Raw genomic sequence first — 16,760 nt, forward strand, 5'->3', positions numbered from 1 at the left:
ACCTCTATCGTTATTTCGCCCGTTGGCGATTCACTTAATGCCCGAGAAGCCGAAGCTGCTCAGGAACTGCTTCTGGAACACTACGAAGGCCACCATCAGCGGCAGGCACACCAGCAGCGTACCCGCGCAGATCAATCCCCACTGCCCGCCGGACTCCGCCCCCATAGCAAACGACACCAGCCCGATGGTCAGCACCTGTTTGTCTGGGTCGTTAAGCACCATCAGCGGCCAGAGATATTCGTTCCAGTGATAGGTAATGCTGACCGTGGCGAACGCCAGAATCGACGGCCAGGTCATCGGAATCAGGACGTGAAACACCACCTGCCACCAGCGACAGCCTTCCATTAATGCGGCTTCTTCAATCTCTTTGGCGATATTGAGAAACGCCTGACGCATCAGAAACACCCCAAACGCCGAGGCGAAATACGGCATCATTACGCCGGTCAGGGTATTGAGCAGGCCGAGCTGTTTGAGCGTCATCATGTTTGGCACCATCATGACGACAGGCATGATCATCAGTTGAATCAGCAGCAGGTAGAACAGCAGCGTTTTGCCGCGAAATTCGTGGTAGGCAAAGATGTAGCCCGCCGTGGTGATCGTCACCAGCTGCACCAGAAACGTGCCGACCGCAAAAATCAGCGTGTTGGTGTAAAGCTGTAGCCAGTTGGCGCTGTCCCATGCGTCGCGGAAGTTATCCAGCGTGAGCGGGAAGCGCGGCAGCAGCGAGGCCATATCCACGCCAAAGCTGCTGGAGCTGACAGAAGAAGACAGCATCCAGATAAACGGGCTGACCCACAGTAACGCAGCGCAAATCAGCAGCAGCGGCAACGTGAATCGCGTCGTGATGCGAAGCGGGTTGGTCACGCTTCGGTTTTCAACGTGCTGACTTTTCATGCTCCGAACGTCAACAATCTGATTTTCAGCGCTCATAGTGTGCCCCCTTCTCCAGCACTTTCAGATTCATAATGGAAAAGGCGAACAGCATCGCCAGCGTCAGGAAGGTAGCCGCAGAGGCTTTGCCCAGATCGTGCGTATCATTCGCCAGATCCTGGATGTAATAGAGCAGCACGGTTGTAGCGTTATTCGGTCCGCCGCGCGTCATCACGGCAACATGGTCGATCTGGGTAATGGCGTAGATAAAAGCGATGGTGACGACGAAAGCGATGGTTGGCCGCAATAGCGGCAGCGTGACGTAGAAAAACACCTGACGCCGTGAAGCCCCTTCCATCAGCGCCGCCTCGCGTGCGGAAGCCGAAACGGCTTGCAGACCGGCGAGAAAAAACAGCATGTAGTAACCGGCGAATTTCCAGATACCGATGACGCTTACCGCCACCAACGCGCTGTCGCTCATGCCGAGGTAGTTGTTATTCATCGGGCCGAACACTTTCGCCAGATAGTAATCCAGCAGCCCCAACCCCGGCATAAAGATGAACAGCCATAGCGTCGCGGCGCTCACCAGCGGAATAATCATCGGAAAGAAGAAAGCGGTACGCAGCCAACGGTTAACACGCGTGTTTTCCCACAGCAGTACCGCCAGCAACAGCGCCAGCAGCACGCCGGGCACCACCGTCATCAGGATATACAGCACGTTGTTCAGCAAGGCCTGCCAGAACACCGCGTCCTGCACCAAACGCACAAAATTATCCATCCCGACGAACAGCGGCGCATCGGCATTCAGCCGGGTGTCATACAGGCTATCGATGACCGAACGCAGCAGGGGAAAATAGGTAAAGGCAAGCAAAAAAACCAGCGTCGGCAACAGCACAAGATAGGGAAAAAATTTTGCACGCATAACTCAAAGGCCGCTCAGTGTGAAACACAGAGGCCTTACCCTAGAACGCTAGCGTGTCACTGGGGCGTCAGTTTAATGACAGTTTGTTTTCGGATAGGGAAAATATGCTTGCGAATGATTTCCCCTATTTTGGCAGGTGATTTGCGGTACGGCTCGAAGTACCTAAAAATACGTCTGGGAAGAGCAGTTAACTTTGCTGTATCATTTTTAACCTGTAGAATGATAAGGAGTCAATCATGCTAGGGCTTGAAGCTATGGCTATCGTCAACCAAGGGCCGGATAAGATAGAGAACGTTTTCAATAACGTGTCTCAGCCCATTGAGCGGTCCATATCTGACTTTGACAGAAGTCACAGGAATTCTGTCTCGAAAAAACAAGCATCCGATGCACTGAAAGTCATCTACAGAGTCATGACCCCCGTTGAAAGAAGCTGTGAGAAATATAAAGAGTTTATCGATATTCTTAGCAATGGAACTGATGAGAACATTGCGGCACTAGGCATTCAGCGCAGTGACATCGACAAGCTAAACGATCAGGTTAATCAAATAGATCATGGCATAACGAGACTGCTTTATACCTTCTTTGTTGCCGAAAATAACAAAGCCTGGTTGCCACATCTCACCACGCTTATGACAATGAAAAACCACGCGATCAACACGTTCATTGAATACAAGAAGTTGACTATGGCTTTAGCCACTCTCGGCACTCAGTTTCTTCCTCTTGAATACGAAGAAGCAGAGGAATTTAGTGATGAAGAATTAGCTGCTTTCAAAAAGTCAGTTGAAGACAGCCACAAAAGACTTGGCATGGAGCCGCCAGCATGGAAAACCGCGTAAGCATTATTGTTGATGCCGCCGCAGGTCAATTGGAAAATTTCTTTGCTAAAGCATTAGCAAATTATAAAAACAACGGAAAAGTCTCTGCATATCTTGGAAAGATGGGCGGTTTTGAACGTTCACCTCAATCTACCCTTTCTGGGATTTACAAATCTCATATTCGTATTCCAGGAGAAGAGACCCCGTGGCCAGCATCACAGCCCCTTCATCGCAGAGTAAGCGATAATTTTTTAGTGTTTGCGATACACAATATCCATCCCCTACATATTCAAGTCATTGCGATTATTAAGCCAGATGGTCATGAAAAGATTAAGAAGCTATTACCCACTATTATAAAAATAACGGAAAGCAAATTTCAGTCTCTAAATGAAAGACAGCTTAACTCACTCTCTTATTATAAATAAGAGATACCGAATATTGAGGAATGATTGAATAAATCCAAAGCTCCTTCTGGAATCAGTTTCAAATTCCCCACGAGTAAAATAAATTAGGCCTCGCATGCGTTAAAACACATGCGAGACCAATATACCACGCGGAACGTATTAATAATCGCTCATCGGCACACACGAACAGAACAGGTTACGGTCGCCGTACACATCATCCAGACGCTTCACGCTCGGCCAGTATTTGTGTTCGCTGCCAGCCGGGAATACCGCCAGTTCGCGGCTGTACGGGTGCGTCCAGTCCGCCACCAGCTCCGCCTGCGTATGCGGTGCGTTCACCAGTGGGTTGTCGTCCAACGGCCATTCCCCCTGCGCAACGCGGTTGATTTCGGCACGGATCGCCAGCATCGCGTCAACAAAGCGATCGATCTCGACCTGACTCTCCGATTCCGTTGGCTCTACCATCAGCGTACCCGCGACCGGGAACGACATGGTCGGCGCGTGGAAACCGTAGTCGATCAGGCGCTTGGCGATATCCATCTCGCTAATGCCGGTACTCTCTTTGAGCGGACGAATATCCAGAATGCACTCGTGCGCCACGCGACCGTCACGGCCGGTGTAAAGCACCGGATAAGCCTGCTGCAAGCGCGTCGCGATGTAGTTGGCGTTCAGGATCGCCATCTGGCTAGCCTGCTTCAACCCTTCCGCGCCCATCATGCGGATATACATCCAGCTAATCGGCAGAATGGAGGCACTGCCGAACGGTGCCGCAGAGACTGCGCCCTGCTCCGTTAACACACCATCGATTTTTACCACCTGATGCCCCGGCACAAACGGTGCCAGATGCGCTTTCACGCCAATCGGCCCCATGCCCGGCCCGCCACCGCCGTGCGGAATACAGAACGTTTTATGCAGATTCAGGTGCGAGACATCAGCGCCAATGTAGCCCGGCGTCGTGATGCCGACCTGCGCATTCATGTTCGCGCCGTCCAGATACACCTGACCGCCATATTGATGCACGATCTGGCACACTTCGCGGATCGTCTCTTCATAGACGCCGTGAGTGGATGGATAGGTCACCATGATGCAGGAAAGCTGTTCGCCCACCGCCTGCGCTTTCTCACGCAGATCGTGCAGATCGATATTCCCCTGCTTGTCACAGGCCACCACCACCACGTCCATCCCCGCCATCTGCGCCGATGCTGGGTTCGTACCGTGGGCAGAACTCGGGATCAGACAGAGATGACGACCCGCTTCATTGCGGCTTTCATGATAGCGACGGATCGCCAGTAGCCCCGCGTACTCGCCCTGCGCCCCCGAATTGGGCTGCATGCAAATCGCGTCATAGCCAGTCAGTTGAACCAGCCAGCCCGATAGTTGCTCAATCATTTGACGGTAACCCAGCGCCTGTTCCGGCGGGCAGAACGGATGCAGCTCAGCAAATTCCGGCCAGGTAATCGGCAGCATTTCCGCCGCCGCATTGAGCTTCATGGTGCAAGAGCCGAGTGGGATCATCGCCTGATTCAGTGCCAGATCCTTACGTGCCAGACGGTGCAGGTAACGCATCATCTCGGTTTCGCTGTGATAGCGGTTGAAAACCGGATGCGACAGGATCGCATCCTGACGCAGGAGCCCGGCAGGGATCGTCGCGGCTTGCTGGCTAATGGCCGCATCAAGCGCCTCGATATCCAACCCGTGATCGTCACCTAACAGCACCGCAAACAGCGCCAACACGTCTTGACGGGTGGTCGCTTCATCCAGCGTGATGCCCACGGCGCTTGCCAAATCGCTGCGCAGGTTGATGCCAAAGCTTAATGCCCGACTCAGTACCGCGTCTTTGTCCGCAACTTCAATGGTCAGCGTGTCGAACCAGCTGCGATGGCGCAGCAGCAGTCCACCCTGCGTTAACCCTGCCGCCAGAATATCGGTCAGACGGTGGATGCGCCCTGCGATACGTTTGAGCCCTTCCGGCCCGTGGAATACCGCATACATCCCGGCAATGTTGGCCAGCAACACCTGCGAGGTACAAATATTGGAGTTCGCCTTCTCACGGCGAATGTGCTGCTCACGCGTTTGCATCGCCATACGCAGCGCAGTGTTGCCTGCCGCATCGCGCGACACGCCGATGATACGTCCCGGCATAGCACGTTTATGCTCATCACGGCAGGCAAAAAACGCCGCGTGCGGTCCGCCGTAGCCCATCGGCACGCCGAAGCGCTGTGCGGAACCGAAGACGATATCCGCGCCCTGTTTGCCCGGTGCGGTCAGCAGCACCAGCGCCATGATATCCGACGCCACACAGCTGACGACCTTACGCGCTTTCAGTGCGGCCATCAGGTCGCTGTAATCGTGCAGTTCGCCCGTCGTCCCTACCTGTTGCAGCAGTACGCCAAATACCGCATCGTCTTTCAGCGCATCTTCCGCCTTACCGACGACAATCTCAAAACCGAAGGTTTCCGCACGCGTACGCACCACATCCAGCGTTTGCGGATGCACGTCGTCGGCGACGAAGAAACGCTCAGCCTGTTTGAGTTTGCTGATGCGTTTTGCCATCGCCATCGCTTCCGCCGCCGCGGTTGCTTCATCCAGTAGCGAAGCGGAAGCCAAATCCAGACCGGTTAAATCCTGTGTGACCTGCTGGAAATTCAGCAATGCCTCAAGACGTCCCTGAGAGACTTCCGGCTGATACGGCGTATAAGCGGTATACCAGCCAGGGTTTTCCAGCACGTTGCGTAAAATCACCGGCGGCATCAGTACCGCGCTGTAACCCATACCGATGTAGCTTTTATAACGTTGATTGCGTCCTGCAATGGCCTTCAGCTCAGCTAACGCCTCATGTTCCGTCGCCGCCTCTCCCACCGCTGGCGGGCTGGGCAATTGAATATCCTGCGGGACAATCTGACGAATCAACGCATCCAGCGATGTCGCCCCCACCACCGACAACATGTGCTGCTGTTGGCTGACGGAAGGACCGATATGGCGCTCGATAAACGCGCCGTCATGTTCGAGTTGACTGAGTGTCTGGGTCATTACAGTAATTTCCTGCATTAATCGTGCTTGCATCAATCGTGATAGCTGCCGCGTTGAAAGACGACGTGGCGCATAAAACAAAACGCCCCCGGTTCAACAAAACCGGGGGCGTGATAACTACTCGTCTTCTTCTAACGATGCCTGATAGCCTTCGGCATCAAGCAGTTCGTCCAAATCAGACTCATCAGAAATTCTGATGCGGAACAGCCAGCCATCCGCATAAGGCGCGCTGTTGACCAGTTCAGGGGAGCTTTCCAGATCGTCGTTCACTTCCACGATCTCACCGCTGATGGGCGCATAAATATCCGACGCCGCTTTTACCGACTCCGCCACCGCGCAGTCATCGCCTGCGGCGACTACCGTGCCCACTTCCGGTAAATCGATAAAGACCATGTCACCCAGAAGCTCCTGCGCGTGTTCGGTAATGCCCACGCTGTAGATACCGCCGCCCTCGTGCAGTACCCATTCGTGCGACGTGGTGTATTTTAATTCTGCTGGTACATTGCTCATTGCATCCCCTTTCCTAAAGTCGTTAATCCCGTGCGCTACCCGTCATACTTCAAGCTGCATGTGCGTTGGCAATACTCGGCTCATCTCTGAGCCTCGCCCTGAAGGGCCGCCGCAAGCGGCGTTCAAATCGGCTAAGCCGATTTGTCCTCGCTCACCCCAGTCACTTACTTGTGTAAGCTCCTGGGGATTCACTGTGTCGCCGCCTTCATGCAACCTGAATTATTTAGGGTATGACATAAGAAGTTATTCAATACTGAACGATGGCTTTTCCAGCGCGGACAAAGCCGGGCTTGGTGACGTGGACGGGCAGTTCGCGGTTACGAATCTGCACAATCGCCTGTTCACCAATTCCCAACGGAACACGCGCTAGCGCAATGCTCACGCCAAGCGTTGGCGAGAACGAGCCGCTGGTGATGACACCTTCGCGCATCACGCCATCACTATCAGTAAAGCGCACAGGTAAATCATTGCGCAATACGCCTTTTTCCGTCAGCACCAAACCAACCAGTTGATCGGTTCCTTTTTCACGCTGATGCGTTAAGGCTTCACGCCCGATAAACTGGCGATCCTCCGGCTGCCAGGCGATCGTCCAGCCCATGTTGGCCGCCAGCGGCGAAATGCCCTCATCCATATCCTGACCGTACAGGTTCATTCCCGCTTCCAGACGCAGCGTATCGCGTGCGCCCAGTCCACATGGCTTCACGCCCGCGACCAGCAGTTGCTGCCAGAAATCGACCACTTGCTCATTCGGCAGCGCGATTTCATAACCCGCTTCGCCCGTATAACCCGTCGTGGCTACGAAGAAATCCCCCGCCTGCTTGCCAAAAAACGGCTTCATGCTGGCAACGGCAGCCACGTCGGCATCACTCAGACCTTTTGCCTTCAGGATTGCTTGCACTTTTTCCTGCGCCTGTGGACCTTGTACCGCGACCAGCGCCAGATCCTCACGCTCACGAATTTCAATACCAAAAGGTGCAGCGTGCTGTTCAATCCAGGCGAGATCTTTTTCGCGGGTCGCAGAGTTCACGACCAACCGGAAATAGTCTTCCGTAAGAAAATAAACGATCAGATCGTCGATGACGCCACCGGAAGCATTCAGCATGCCGGTATAAAGCGCTTTGCCCGGCTGTGTGAGTTTGGCGACATCATTCGCCAGCAGATAACGCAGGAATTCACGCGTTCTCGCACCATGCAAATCGACGATAGTCATGTGGGAAACATCAAAAATACCGGCTTCCCGGCGCACAATATGATGCTCATCCAGTTGAGAACCGTAATGCAGCGGCATCATCCAGCCGTGAAAATCCACCATTTTGGCACCATCGGCCAGGTGTTGTTGATACAACGGGGTCTGCTTTGCCATTCTTCATCCCTCTTCAGCGCATGGCGTTCAGGCGATAAAACACACTGCGCAAACGATATCTTCTGACTGAACTTACCACCGAAGCGCAGGTTAAACCACACTCTCAGACATAAGATAAATTATATAGAAGGCGAAGAAAGTCGAATCGTCCACAAAAAACAAAGCAGCGTAACATTCTTAATAAAAGACAAAACTAAGCATATAATTTATTTAAACCAGCAACATTCACAAATTAATGGCATTAAAGCTGGATAACTCAGGCAATACCGACCACACAAGAACACCATTCGAATTAGATAATCTAATGATAAAAACAGCACTAAATTAGATTTTTTCAATCAAAAATCCACAACGGATCCCAGCCTTACTCTTTTCCTTATACCGCCATCATCACGATTCTGTGAGGCGCTTCTCAGGCGTCTTTATCTCAGTGCCAACACACAACGTGGCATGGCAGCAGGTAGAAGGCGCTGTCAGTCAACCTTATCCATACTGATTACATGGAATTGTGCGGCATGTATTTTTCGCTTTATCAAAATTAAACGTGATTAGGAGATAAATGATGGCTAACAGAATGATTCTTAACGAAACATCCTACTTTGGCGCAGGCGCTATCGCCCACATCGTCGATGAAGTAAAACGACGAGGATTCAGGAAAGCACTGCTGGTGACGGACAAGGATTTGGTTAAATTTGGCGTCGCGGCCAAGGTCACTGAGAAGCTGGATGCGGCAGGGTTACCCTACGATATTTACGATGAGGTGATTCCCAATCCAACCATCAGCGTGGTGGAAAAAGGCATTGAACGATTCAAAGCATCACTGGCTGATTACCTGATTGCGATTGGCGGCGGCTCACCGCAGGATACCTGTAAGGCTATCGGGATTATTATCAATAACCCTGAATTTGCCGATGTCCGCAGCCTCGAAGGCGTTGCGGCCACCCGACGCCCCGCCGTCCCGATTATCGCGATCCCGACCACCTCAGGTACTGCCGCAGAAGTCACCATCAACTACGTCATCACGGATGAAGAAAAACGCCGCAAATTCGTGTGCGTCGATCCGCATGATATTCCGATTGTCGCCATCGTCGATCCCGACATGATGGCGAGCATGCCAGCCTCACTGAAAGCTGCCACGGGGATCGACGCCCTGACGCACGCCATTGAAGGCTTTACGACCAAAGCCGCCTGGGAGCTAACCGATACGCTGCACCTGAAGGCCATTGAAATTATCAGCCGCTCGCTGCGTGATTCCGTCGCAGGGAAACCAAAAGGCGTGGAAGAGATGGCGCTGGGGCAATATATCGCCGGTATGGGATTTTCAAACGTTGGGCTTGGTCTGGTACACGGCATGGCGCATCCACTCGGCGCGTTTTACAACACCCCACACGGCGTAGCGAATGCCATCCTGCTGCCGCATATCATGGCCTACAACGCGGACTATACCGGTGAAAAATTCCGGGACATCGCCATTGCGATGGGGGTAACAAACGCGGCAGCAATGCCGATTACCCAAGCGCGAGAAGCCGCCATTAACGCCGTTCGGCAACTTTCTCACGATGTAGATATTCCGCCGAGACTGCGCGATGTCGGCGTGAGAGAAGAAGATATTCCGGCACTGGCACAGGCCGCCTTTGACGATGTCTGCACCGGCGGCAATCCGCGCGATACGAATATCGACGAGATTAACGCGCTGTATCGGTCTATTTATTGACGCACACTTGGCACCACCCGCAATGCACCGCGGGTGGCTATTCACTATTGCGGGATCTTCTCTTCAATACGCTGAATCAGGTAGGGATAAAACGGGTTAGAGGACAGCCGCAGCAGCGTATCCAGATCGACAACCAGAGCGGAACGTTCTCCTCTTGGGGTAATTTTCCCCAGCGGCAGACCAAATTCGGTAGGGTTCTGTGAGAAACGACCATACAGCGAATCCGAATCTGGGAACGGCAGTGATACGTGCGATAGCGAATACACATCCGATGGATAGTCCATCCCCAGCTCGCGAGTCTGTTCCTGCCCCGCCCCTGCAGCAACATCGAACGCCACGGCATGAGAACTGTTCGGCGCAGCGTTAGAAATCACCGTCGTATCATAATGACGTGGAGTGGCAGGTAATAGCTGGCTGACGGCACCATTCGTCGACTCACGCAGAAGCGGGCCAAAATTGACGGTACGATTGACATCAAAGAGAACCAACTGGCTCCCGTTAGCTGGCAGCAGGTTATAAAACGCCGTAATGACCGCACGCGTGCTTACGGTGAAATCCATCACCGATTGGAACGTCAGCACTGGAGGTAGATCAACCAACGCATTCGCTTGCGCTTTACGGCTTAACTGACTCTGAAGTTCATGGGTTAACAACCAGGATTGGCGCGCACCATTTACCGGAAATGAGTTGTACTTGAAGGGATTAAATTCCGGCAAGATGCCCAACCAGGCAGACTTGGCAAAGGCCGGAAAGATAGCGGGTAGCCCAGCCAGCCCCGCAAAACGCGCATAGCTGGTAATACCGATCATCGGGGAAATAAGGATAAGCTGATCGGGACGCGCAAGTGCAGGATTATCCAAGGTATCCAGCGTGTACTTCAACGCCAGCGCCCCGCCGTTGGAAAAACCGACGATATGCAGCGGCAACCTTTGACCCTGTTGTAACGTCAGGTGCGACGTCGTCTCACGCACTGCCAGACGCGTGGCTGCCAGCCAATCTTCCCATTGCACATCGGTCAGCGCCCCCGGCACCGTCCCGTGCGCAGGCAAGCGAATGCCAACAACGAAAAAACCACGCTGACGATAGCGTTCCGCGATATGCCGCAAACTATAGGGTGAATCGGTCAGACCGTGCAGCATCACCACCGCGCCTTTCAGTTCCCCTTCCGGCGACAGTTCATAGGATCGGTTCCAGTCATGCTGGAACTTCCCAGGGTAAACCGGGCTACCCGAAAAATAGCGGTTAACCGGACGCTGCTCATCCTCATCCAGTTCCTGAGTGACATGCTGATTCACCTGCTGAAAGATAAGTGCTTCCTGCTTTAAATACGCAGCCCAGTCGCCCTTATCCAGCTCATCCGTTGACAGCTCATCCGGCACGTAGGTGTGCCACGGCGCTAGCGGCGGCCCACTTTGCGTGTCATAAATACGAATAGCCAACAGCGTCATTGCAATAACACCGATGACGATAAGACCGCGTCTGATGAGTCGCCGTACAGATTTCAGCATGGTGTGTCCCTTCCTGTTACCGTGTGACCATGCAGATGATTCTAAAGAAAACTATCCAGCGACACACCGTATTATTGAGGGAGAAACGATGCTGCCCCGCCCGATACCCTACGGGCGGGTAACCCATTAAAATATCAGATCAGCACGCTAATATTCAGATTCCCCATCAGCCAGTGGTTATCGGAATAATCAACCGGAATCGCAATCACCGCGGGGCCGTCAACATCCATCGCCTGACGGAGTTTGCTAACCAGTTCATCCGCAGATTCAACTGCAAACCCTTTTGCGCCAAACGCTTCCGCATACGCCTTGAAATCAATCGGGCCAAATGTCACGCCCGCCGGGCGATGGTATTTATGGATTTGCTGGATTTCCACCATGTTATAGCCGTTATCCACCCAGATAATATGCAGGAGATTGCTTTTCAGGCGCACCGCTGTTTCCAGCTCCATGCTGGACTGCATAAACCCGCCGTCGCCGGAAACGGACACCACTTTTTTGCCGGGCTGTATCAATGATGCGGCTATCGCCCAAGGTAGTGCTACGCCCATGGTCTGCTGGCCGTTGGTCATCAGAATCTGCCGCGCCCGGAAGCTATACAGATAACGCGCCAGCCAGATATGAAAACTTCCCATGTCCACACACAGCGTGACATCTTCATTCACGATATCCTGCATCGCCCGCACCAGACGCAGCGGGTGAATTGCAAATCCTGCCATGTTGATGGCGCGAGTACTGAGATCGTGACGCTGACGCTGACGATCCTGCAATACGGCCTGCGTGCCCGCCGATAAGATAACTGGCTCGCTGATACACGCATTCAACGCATCCACCGTCATCGCGATATTCCCGAGCAGCTCGATATCAGGGTGGTAGGCGCTGTCGATCTCAGCCCGCAGCACATCAATATGGATCAGCGTTGCTTTGCCGCTATTCCATAACACCGGATCGTACTCAACCGGGCTGTAGCCCACGGTAACGATCACGTCCGCCTGTTGCAGCAGTTTATCCCCAGCCTGATTATTGAACAGCCCAACACGTCCGGCAAAGTGACCAAACTGCTGCTGGTCGATCACGCCAGCGGCCTGGTACGTGCTGGTAACCGGCAGTTGGCTGCGGTGTAAAAAACGACGCAGCGCCTCTGCATTCTCCTGCTGGCTAGCCATTAACCCAAGCAGTAACACCGGATTTTTAGCCTCCCGCAGTCGTTTAGCCGCCTCGGCAACGTCACTATGTGGCGCACCGTTTAACAGCGGTAAATTCGGACAAGCCAGAATCGGGCTACTCACCGGTTCATTGACGATATCCTGTGGCAGGCTGACAAACGCCCCCCCTGGACGGCCGCTTTCCGCTGCCCGAAACGCATTCGCCAGCACTTCCGAGATGGCACTGGATGCGGTGACTTCCGCGCTGAATTTACTGACTGGCTGAAACAGGCTGACGGTGTCCAGACTCTGGTGCGTCAGTTTAAGCTTATCCGCACGCTTAACCGCCCCGCCTAATGCCACAACCGCATCACCTTCTGCGGTCGCCGTGGCCAGCCCGGTGACCAGATTGGAGCAGCCGGGGCCAGATGTCACCAGCGTCACCCCCGCTTTCCCCGTGAGGCGACCTATCGCCGCCGCCATAAACGCACCGTTCGCCTCATGCCGTACTGGGATCGTTTGAATCGTCGAGTCTTCCAGCTCATCAAACACGCGATCGATTTTAGCGCCGGGAATACCAAAAATATGCTTTACGCCCTGCGCTTCCAGGTGTTTTACAATCAGCTCGGCTCCGCAACTCCAGCTTTGCTGCTCGGTGGACTTTTCCATGACATAACTCCGATGAAATGACTAGCTCTCTACTGACTTGATTACGCTATTGAGGTTTTCTGAGGACAGATCGGCATTGAGAAACTCCCGATCCTGAGGCAGATCGATGATCAGTTTGGCAACCACACCAAACGTTAGCGTGCCGTGTTCGACGTCATAATTCAGAATATGGCCGCCGCCCTGGCGATCGTCAGTAATGAAATGTTCGTGGTAACCCGCGACATTAATTCCCTGAGTGTAAGCTGGACTACGAAAACCAATAACGCTGCCGTTACGGTGCTCAAAATGAAATGTCGGCTGTCCTTCAACCGCTTCCTGCATGGGTTTATAAGGCCGGCACTGCCGGGGGACGGTACGGGTTTCAACACAGCGAAAATTCCCGTCAATCCGCAACGCGCAGAATAAATTATCCGTGCCCACAATCTCGTCGATCTGGCGATGTACGTCTTCACGCGAGGTCCAGCAATCAAAACGGATCGTTTCCGTCGGGCGAAAGAATGTCATGACGGCGAATGGCGTTTTCTGCTCTGGCTTCGCCGCGCGTGCGCTGCCATCGGATAACAGCTGGAAAATCTGGCTATTTAACGCAACCAGTTCCCCATCCAAACTATTAAATGTTCCTAATCCAAAATCACCGTGTTCCAGCAATTCAGCCATCGTTCGGTTACCTTCATATACGCCATTTATTAGCCCGCTCATTAATGAGGTCTGATAAATAACGCTGTCTGCACGCTGCCGACGAAAATCATAGGCATAGCTGGCAAAGGCTTCCTCACAGGATTGTTCACTGACATTCGTTTTCATACATTCCTTCTCACCGCACCGATTACTTAAACACCGCTAATATTTAGATAAAGATTGACGCGGGAGAGAACAAAATTCCAATATGCAATTAAGGGCATTTCAAGATCGGAAAGATATGGAGTTACGTAAATGGAACTACGCTACCTGCGCTATTTTGTCGCCGTTGCACAAGCCCGACATTTCACGCGTGCGGCAGAAAACCTAGGGATATCACAGCCCCCTCTTAGCCAGCAGATCAAGAAATTCGAGCAGGAGATCGGCACGCCGCTGTTCAAGCGACTGACGCGCGGTGTAGAAATGACGGAGGCGGGACAGGCACTGTATGAAGACGCCTGCCGTATTCTGCAACTCACCGATTCGGCGATCGCACGGACAAGGAGTATCGCGCGAGGCGAGAAAGGTAGCCTGAACGTGGGTTTTTCACCCTCGGCCATGTACCACCCCACGGTGCTTTCCCTACTCCATCGCTACTGTCAGCAGCATCCGTACGTCCAACCGCAGCCAAAAGAAGAAAACCCGGCAACGCTGATTACTGCGCTGCAAGAACGCAATATCGATATCGCATTTCTGCGTTTACCCTGCGAACTTAGTGATGATATTAACGGGGAAATTTTGGCCGAAGAGCCGATGAAATTGGTGCTACCCGCAGGGCATTCACTGAGCCATAAAGCGCAAGTCTCGCTCAGCGAACTGCGTCAGGAACCGCTGATTATTTTCCCACGTGAGGTGTGTCCGGGGTTGCACGATATGATTATCCGCACCTGCTATCTGTCGGGTTATGGTCCCAAACCCAGCCCATTTGCCCCGCAGCTGACGGCAACGATCGGGATGGTCGCCGCCGGCTTCGGCATTACCCTGATACCGGAATCACTCGCCTGCATTAAGGCCGATAATGTGACCTATCACGATATCGGTATGCCCGAAATCCATACGCAAATCGCGGCTATATGGCGTAAACATGAACGATCGGCCGTTATCGTGAATCTCATCCACCTGATACGCCAGCATCTGAGCAGCCAGCATCCCGATTAACGCCACGGTAAAGAAAATTCCGACAATCTGCTCGTCAAAAAGCTAGTAATTGATATAAATTCTTATATGATATTAGTTATCATTATCACTTTTAACGGGTGGAAAAATGCTGACAGCAATGATCACAGCCTGCGGGCTATGGAGTGTGAGCTGGTGTATGGGGAAGCATCTGTCCAGCGCCTGGGGCGTGCTGCTGCCTTGTGCCATTATGCCGCTACTGGCGCTGCTCGATCTGAACCTGACGCACCTGAAAGTGATTATCGCCATCGCCCTGCTGGCGACGCTTGTGATGCTGTTCCATCAACGCTTACGCCACTATTTACTGCTGCCGTCCTGCGTTGCGCTCGCTGGCGGGTTGGCGGCACTATCCGTTATGTTTAACCTGACGACGCTGTAAATCAACGCGGAGCGGTGCACACATTCAGAAAGGTCAGTGAACGCGGAAAAGCGTTATAGATACAGAAAGGGATAAAAGAGAATAAACAGGAAAGAAAATCAGGAAGATACAGAATAAATCTGTGGTGCGAAGAGAGGGACTTGAACCCTCACGCCCGTAAGGACACTAACACCTGAAGCTAGCGCGTCTACCAATTCCGCCACCTTCGCACTGGGAACGTTGTTTGTCTTATGCAGTAAGACTGCTTTATGCGGAAAATCAGCTTTATGCGCTAAATCTATTATGACATGGTGCGAAGAGAGGGACTTGAACCCTCACGTCCGTAAGAACACTAACACCTGAAGCTAGCGCGTCTACCAATTCCGCCACCTTCGCAATTCTGTCATGCTGCTCATGCAATACTGATTCACTGCTTCGGTTCGACAAACGAGAACCGTCATAGTGATGTTGGTGCGAAGAGAGGGACTTGAACCCTCACGTCCGTAAGAACACTAACACCTGAAGCTAGCGCGTCTACCAATTCCGCCACCTTCGCAACACTGCTTTACGCAATATCACTACGGGGGCGAATTCTAGAGGTTTTCGCGTTCACGTCAATGATTATTTCCTCAGGGATGCGGGGTTTGCTGCAAAAATCATCATCTCGCGGCAGCGCTGTGCGTAAAGAGTTCATCGAGCCATTCTATAAACACCCGAATCCGTGGCGCGAGAAAACGACCGGGCGCATACATCACGTAAAGCGGCATCGCGGGCGGTGGTATTTCCGGCAGGATCTCCACCAACTCCCCGCTTTCCAGAAACGGGCGCAGGCCGCGACGCGGCGCCTGAATAATCCCCAGTCCGGCACGGGCGCTGGCGATGTAGGCATCGGTGCCATTAACCTGTAACGCACCGGGCAACATACGCGTAATGCGTTCATCGCCCGACATGAATTCCAGCGGATAAAGATATTCAGTACGCAGAGAGAAATAGCCGACCATATGATGCCCTGACAGGTCATCAAGCGAACGTGGCACGCCGTATCGCGCCAGATAATCGGCCGACGCACAGGTAATCTGCGGCATTGACGGCAAATGGCGGGTCGCCAGCGTCTCGTCGTCCGTCTGCCAGGCGCGCAGCACACAGTCGACGCCTTCACGTAGCACATTAATCGCCGCATCGTTGGCGCTTAGCATCAGCGTCACCTGCGGATAACGCGCATAAAAGTCCCCTAACGCCGGGACGACAATGTCCCGCGCCAGCGAATGCGGCATATCCACCCGCACTTTCCCAACCGGCTGCTGCTTTTGCTGCGTGAACAGCGTGTCGATCTCTTCAATTTCCGCAAGCAATTGCAGACAGCGCTCATAATAAACGCGCCCTTCATCGGTGATCTGCACCTGACGGGTCGTACGTTGCAGCAAACGTACTCCTAACCGCCCTTCAAGCTGCTTGATGGTATTGCTCACCGTCGCACGCGGTAGTGCAAGCCGTTCTGCTGCACGGCTAAAGCTGCCCAGTTCGACAATACGCACAAAAACCCGCATCGACTGAATATGATCCATCGCCGCCACCATTGTTAGCTATTTTTGAATAGT

The 16,760-nt window shown here is 53.2% G+C and carries 14 protein-coding genes and 3 tRNA genes; 5 read left to right on the plus strand and 12 right to left on the minus strand.

What is annotated here, in order from left to right; translation table 11 throughout:
* Nucleotides 1-30: 30 nt before the first annotated feature.
* Both I2D83_RS18515 and I2D83_RS18520 read right to left on the minus strand, forming a co-directional pair.
* Nucleotides 31-894, minus strand: coding sequence for a carbohydrate ABC transporter permease (locus I2D83_RS18515; RefSeq protein ID WP_369987615.1), 864 nt, complete (start codon nt 892-894; stop codon nt 31-33).
* 25 nt (nt 895-919) lie between these two features.
* The gene (locus I2D83_RS18520; RefSeq protein WP_012773329.1) at nt 920-1,792 is read right to left on the minus strand and encodes a carbohydrate ABC transporter permease; all 873 of its coding nucleotides are present in this window, start codon (nt 1,790-1,792) and stop codon (nt 920-922) included.
* A 236-nt stretch (nt 1,793-2,028) separates the two neighbouring features.
* On the opposite strand from I2D83_RS18520, the gene I2D83_RS18525 reads away from it, so the two are divergent.
* Together I2D83_RS18525 and I2D83_RS18530 are read left to right on the plus strand one after the other, a co-directional pair.
* Nucleotides 2,029-2,628 carry a hypothetical protein gene (locus I2D83_RS18525; protein WP_205947077.1) on the plus strand — a complete coding sequence of 200 codons (600 nt, stop codon included), beginning with the start codon at nt 2,029-2,031 and terminating at the stop codon, nt 2,626-2,628.
* Nucleotides 2,613-3,032, plus strand: coding sequence for a type II toxin-antitoxin system YafO family toxin (locus I2D83_RS18530; RefSeq protein ID WP_194431586.1), 420 nt, complete (start codon nt 2,613-2,615; stop codon nt 3,030-3,032). Before I2D83_RS18525 ends, I2D83_RS18530 begins: the two co-directional genes overlap by 16 nt.
* 138 nt (nt 3,033-3,170) lie before the next feature.
* On the opposite strand, the gene gcvP is transcribed toward I2D83_RS18530, so the two are convergent.
* The 3 genes from gcvP to gcvT all read right to left on the minus strand — a co-directional run bounded on the left by gcvP (nt 3,171) and on the right by gcvT (nt 7,914).
* On the minus strand, nt 3,171-6,041 hold the full coding sequence (gene gcvP, locus I2D83_RS18535; protein ID WP_205947078.1) for an aminomethyl-transferring glycine dehydrogenase: 2,871 nt from the start codon (nt 6,039-6,041) through the stop codon (nt 3,171-3,173).
* A gap of 117 nt (nt 6,042-6,158) precedes the next feature.
* Nucleotides 6,159-6,551 carry a glycine cleavage system protein GcvH gene (gcvH, locus tag I2D83_RS18540; protein WP_012773325.1) on the minus strand — a complete coding sequence of 131 codons (393 nt, stop codon included), beginning with the start codon at nt 6,549-6,551 and terminating at the stop codon, nt 6,159-6,161.
* 247 nt (nt 6,552-6,798) lie between these two features.
* Entirely contained in the window at nt 6,799-7,914 is a 1,116-nt protein-coding gene (gene gcvT, locus I2D83_RS18545) for a glycine cleavage system aminomethyltransferase GcvT (RefSeq protein WP_205947079.1), read from the minus strand.
* 562 nt (nt 7,915-8,476) lie between these two features.
* Here gcvT and fucO point away from each other — a divergent pair.
* Nucleotides 8,477-9,628 carry a lactaldehyde reductase gene (gene fucO / locus I2D83_RS18550; protein ID WP_205948217.1) on the plus strand — a complete coding sequence of 384 codons (1,152 nt, stop codon included), beginning with the start codon at nt 8,477-8,479 and terminating at the stop codon, nt 9,626-9,628.
* A gap of 44 nt (nt 9,629-9,672) precedes the next feature.
* Here fucO and I2D83_RS18555 read toward each other — a convergent pair whose 3' ends face one another.
* From I2D83_RS18555 to budA, 3 genes are all read right to left on the minus strand, one after another.
* The gene (locus tag I2D83_RS18555) at nt 9,673-11,136 is read right to left on the minus strand and encodes an alpha/beta hydrolase (RefSeq protein ID WP_205947080.1); all 1,464 of its coding nucleotides are present in this window, start codon (nt 11,134-11,136) and stop codon (nt 9,673-9,675) included.
* 134 nt (nt 11,137-11,270) lie between these two features.
* Nucleotides 11,271-12,950 (minus strand): acetolactate synthase AlsS, encoded by a 1,680-nt coding sequence (alsS, locus tag I2D83_RS18560; RefSeq protein ID WP_205947081.1) that lies wholly within the window; start codon nt 12,948-12,950, stop codon nt 11,271-11,273.
* Between the two features lie 21 nt (nt 12,951-12,971).
* A complete protein-coding gene (gene budA, locus I2D83_RS18565; RefSeq protein WP_205947082.1) occupies nt 12,972-13,754 on the minus strand; it encodes an acetolactate decarboxylase in 783 nt (260 codons plus the stop codon).
* Nucleotides 13,755-13,883: 129 nt separating this feature from the next.
* On the opposite strand from budA, the gene I2D83_RS18570 reads away from it, so the two are divergent.
* Nucleotides 13,884-14,786: a LysR family transcriptional regulator gene (locus I2D83_RS18570; RefSeq protein ID WP_205947083.1), complete on the plus strand. Its 903-nt coding sequence runs from the start codon at nt 13,884-13,886 to the stop codon at nt 14,784-14,786.
* A 106-nt stretch (nt 14,787-14,892) separates the two neighbouring features.
* Nucleotides 14,893-15,183, plus strand: a complete 291-nt coding sequence (locus tag I2D83_RS18575; RefSeq protein ID WP_043881708.1) for a DUF1435 domain-containing protein — start codon at nt 14,893-14,895, stop codon at nt 15,181-15,183.
* Between the two features lie 122 nt (nt 15,184-15,305).
* Here I2D83_RS18575 and I2D83_RS18580 read toward each other — a convergent pair.
* From I2D83_RS18580 to I2D83_RS18595, 4 genes are all read right to left on the minus strand, one after another.
* A tRNA-Leu gene (locus I2D83_RS18580) sits at nt 15,306-15,392 on the minus strand.
* A 79-nt stretch (nt 15,393-15,471) separates the two neighbouring features.
* Nucleotides 15,472-15,558, minus strand: a tRNA-Leu gene (locus I2D83_RS18585).
* A 73-nt stretch (nt 15,559-15,631) separates the two neighbouring features.
* Nucleotides 15,632-15,718, minus strand: a tRNA-Leu gene (locus I2D83_RS18590).
* Nucleotides 15,719-15,821: 103 nt separating this feature from the next.
* Nucleotides 15,822-16,727, minus strand: a complete 906-nt coding sequence (locus I2D83_RS18595; RefSeq protein WP_205947084.1) for a LysR family transcriptional regulator — start codon at nt 16,725-16,727, stop codon at nt 15,822-15,824.
* Nucleotides 16,728-16,760: the final 33 nt, after the last annotated feature.

The sequence above is a fragment of the Pectobacterium aroidearum genome (genome assembly GCF_015689195.1).
GTDB lineage: Bacteria > Pseudomonadota > Gammaproteobacteria > Enterobacterales > Enterobacteriaceae > Pectobacterium > Pectobacterium aroidearum.

Excerpts from the sequence above, each read along its gene's own strand:
- I2D83_RS18555 (WP_205947080.1), bottom strand. The coding sequence starts at position 11,136 with ATGCTGAAATCTGTACGGCGACTCATCAGACGCGGTCTTATCGTCATC.
- I2D83_RS18525 (WP_205947077.1), top strand. The coding sequence starts at position 2,029 with ATGCTAGGGCTTGAAGCTATGGCTATCGTCAACCAAGGGCCGGATAAG.
- I2D83_RS18575 (WP_043881708.1), top strand. The coding sequence starts at position 14,893 with ATGCTGACAGCAATGATCACAGCCTGCGGGCTATGGAGTGTGAGCTGG.
- I2D83_RS18595 (WP_205947084.1), bottom strand. The coding sequence starts at position 16,727 with ATGGATCATATTCAGTCGATGCGGGTTTTTGTGCGTATTGTCGAACTG.
- gcvT (WP_205947079.1), bottom strand. The coding sequence starts at position 7,914 with ATGGCAAAGCAGACCCCGTTGTATCAACAACACCTGGCCGATGGTGCC.
- I2D83_RS18570 (WP_205947083.1), top strand. The coding sequence starts at position 13,884 with ATGGAACTACGCTACCTGCGCTATTTTGTCGCCGTTGCACAAGCCCGA.
- I2D83_RS18530 (WP_194431586.1), top strand. The coding sequence starts at position 2,613 with ATGGAAAACCGCGTAAGCATTATTGTTGATGCCGCCGCAGGTCAATTG.
- fucO (WP_205948217.1), top strand. The coding sequence starts at position 8,477 with ATGGCTAACAGAATGATTCTTAACGAAACATCCTACTTTGGCGCAGGC.
- alsS (WP_205947081.1), bottom strand. The coding sequence starts at position 12,950 with ATGGAAAAGTCCACCGAGCAGCAAAGCTGGAGTTGCGGAGCCGAGCTG.
- I2D83_RS18515 (WP_369987615.1), bottom strand. The coding sequence starts at position 894 with ATGAAAAGTCAGCACGTTGAAAACCGAAGCGTGACCAACCCGCTTCGC.
- gcvP (WP_205947078.1), bottom strand. The coding sequence starts at position 6,041 with ATGACCCAGACACTCAGTCAACTCGAACATGACGGCGCGTTTATCGAG.
- budA (WP_205947082.1), bottom strand. The coding sequence starts at position 13,754 with ATGAAAACGAATGTCAGTGAACAATCCTGTGAGGAAGCCTTTGCCAGC.
- I2D83_RS18520 (WP_012773329.1), bottom strand. The coding sequence starts at position 1,792 with ATGCGTGCAAAATTTTTTCCCTATCTTGTGCTGTTGCCGACGCTGGTT.
- gcvH (WP_012773325.1), bottom strand. The coding sequence starts at position 6,551 with ATGAGCAATGTACCAGCAGAATTAAAATACACCACGTCGCACGAATGG.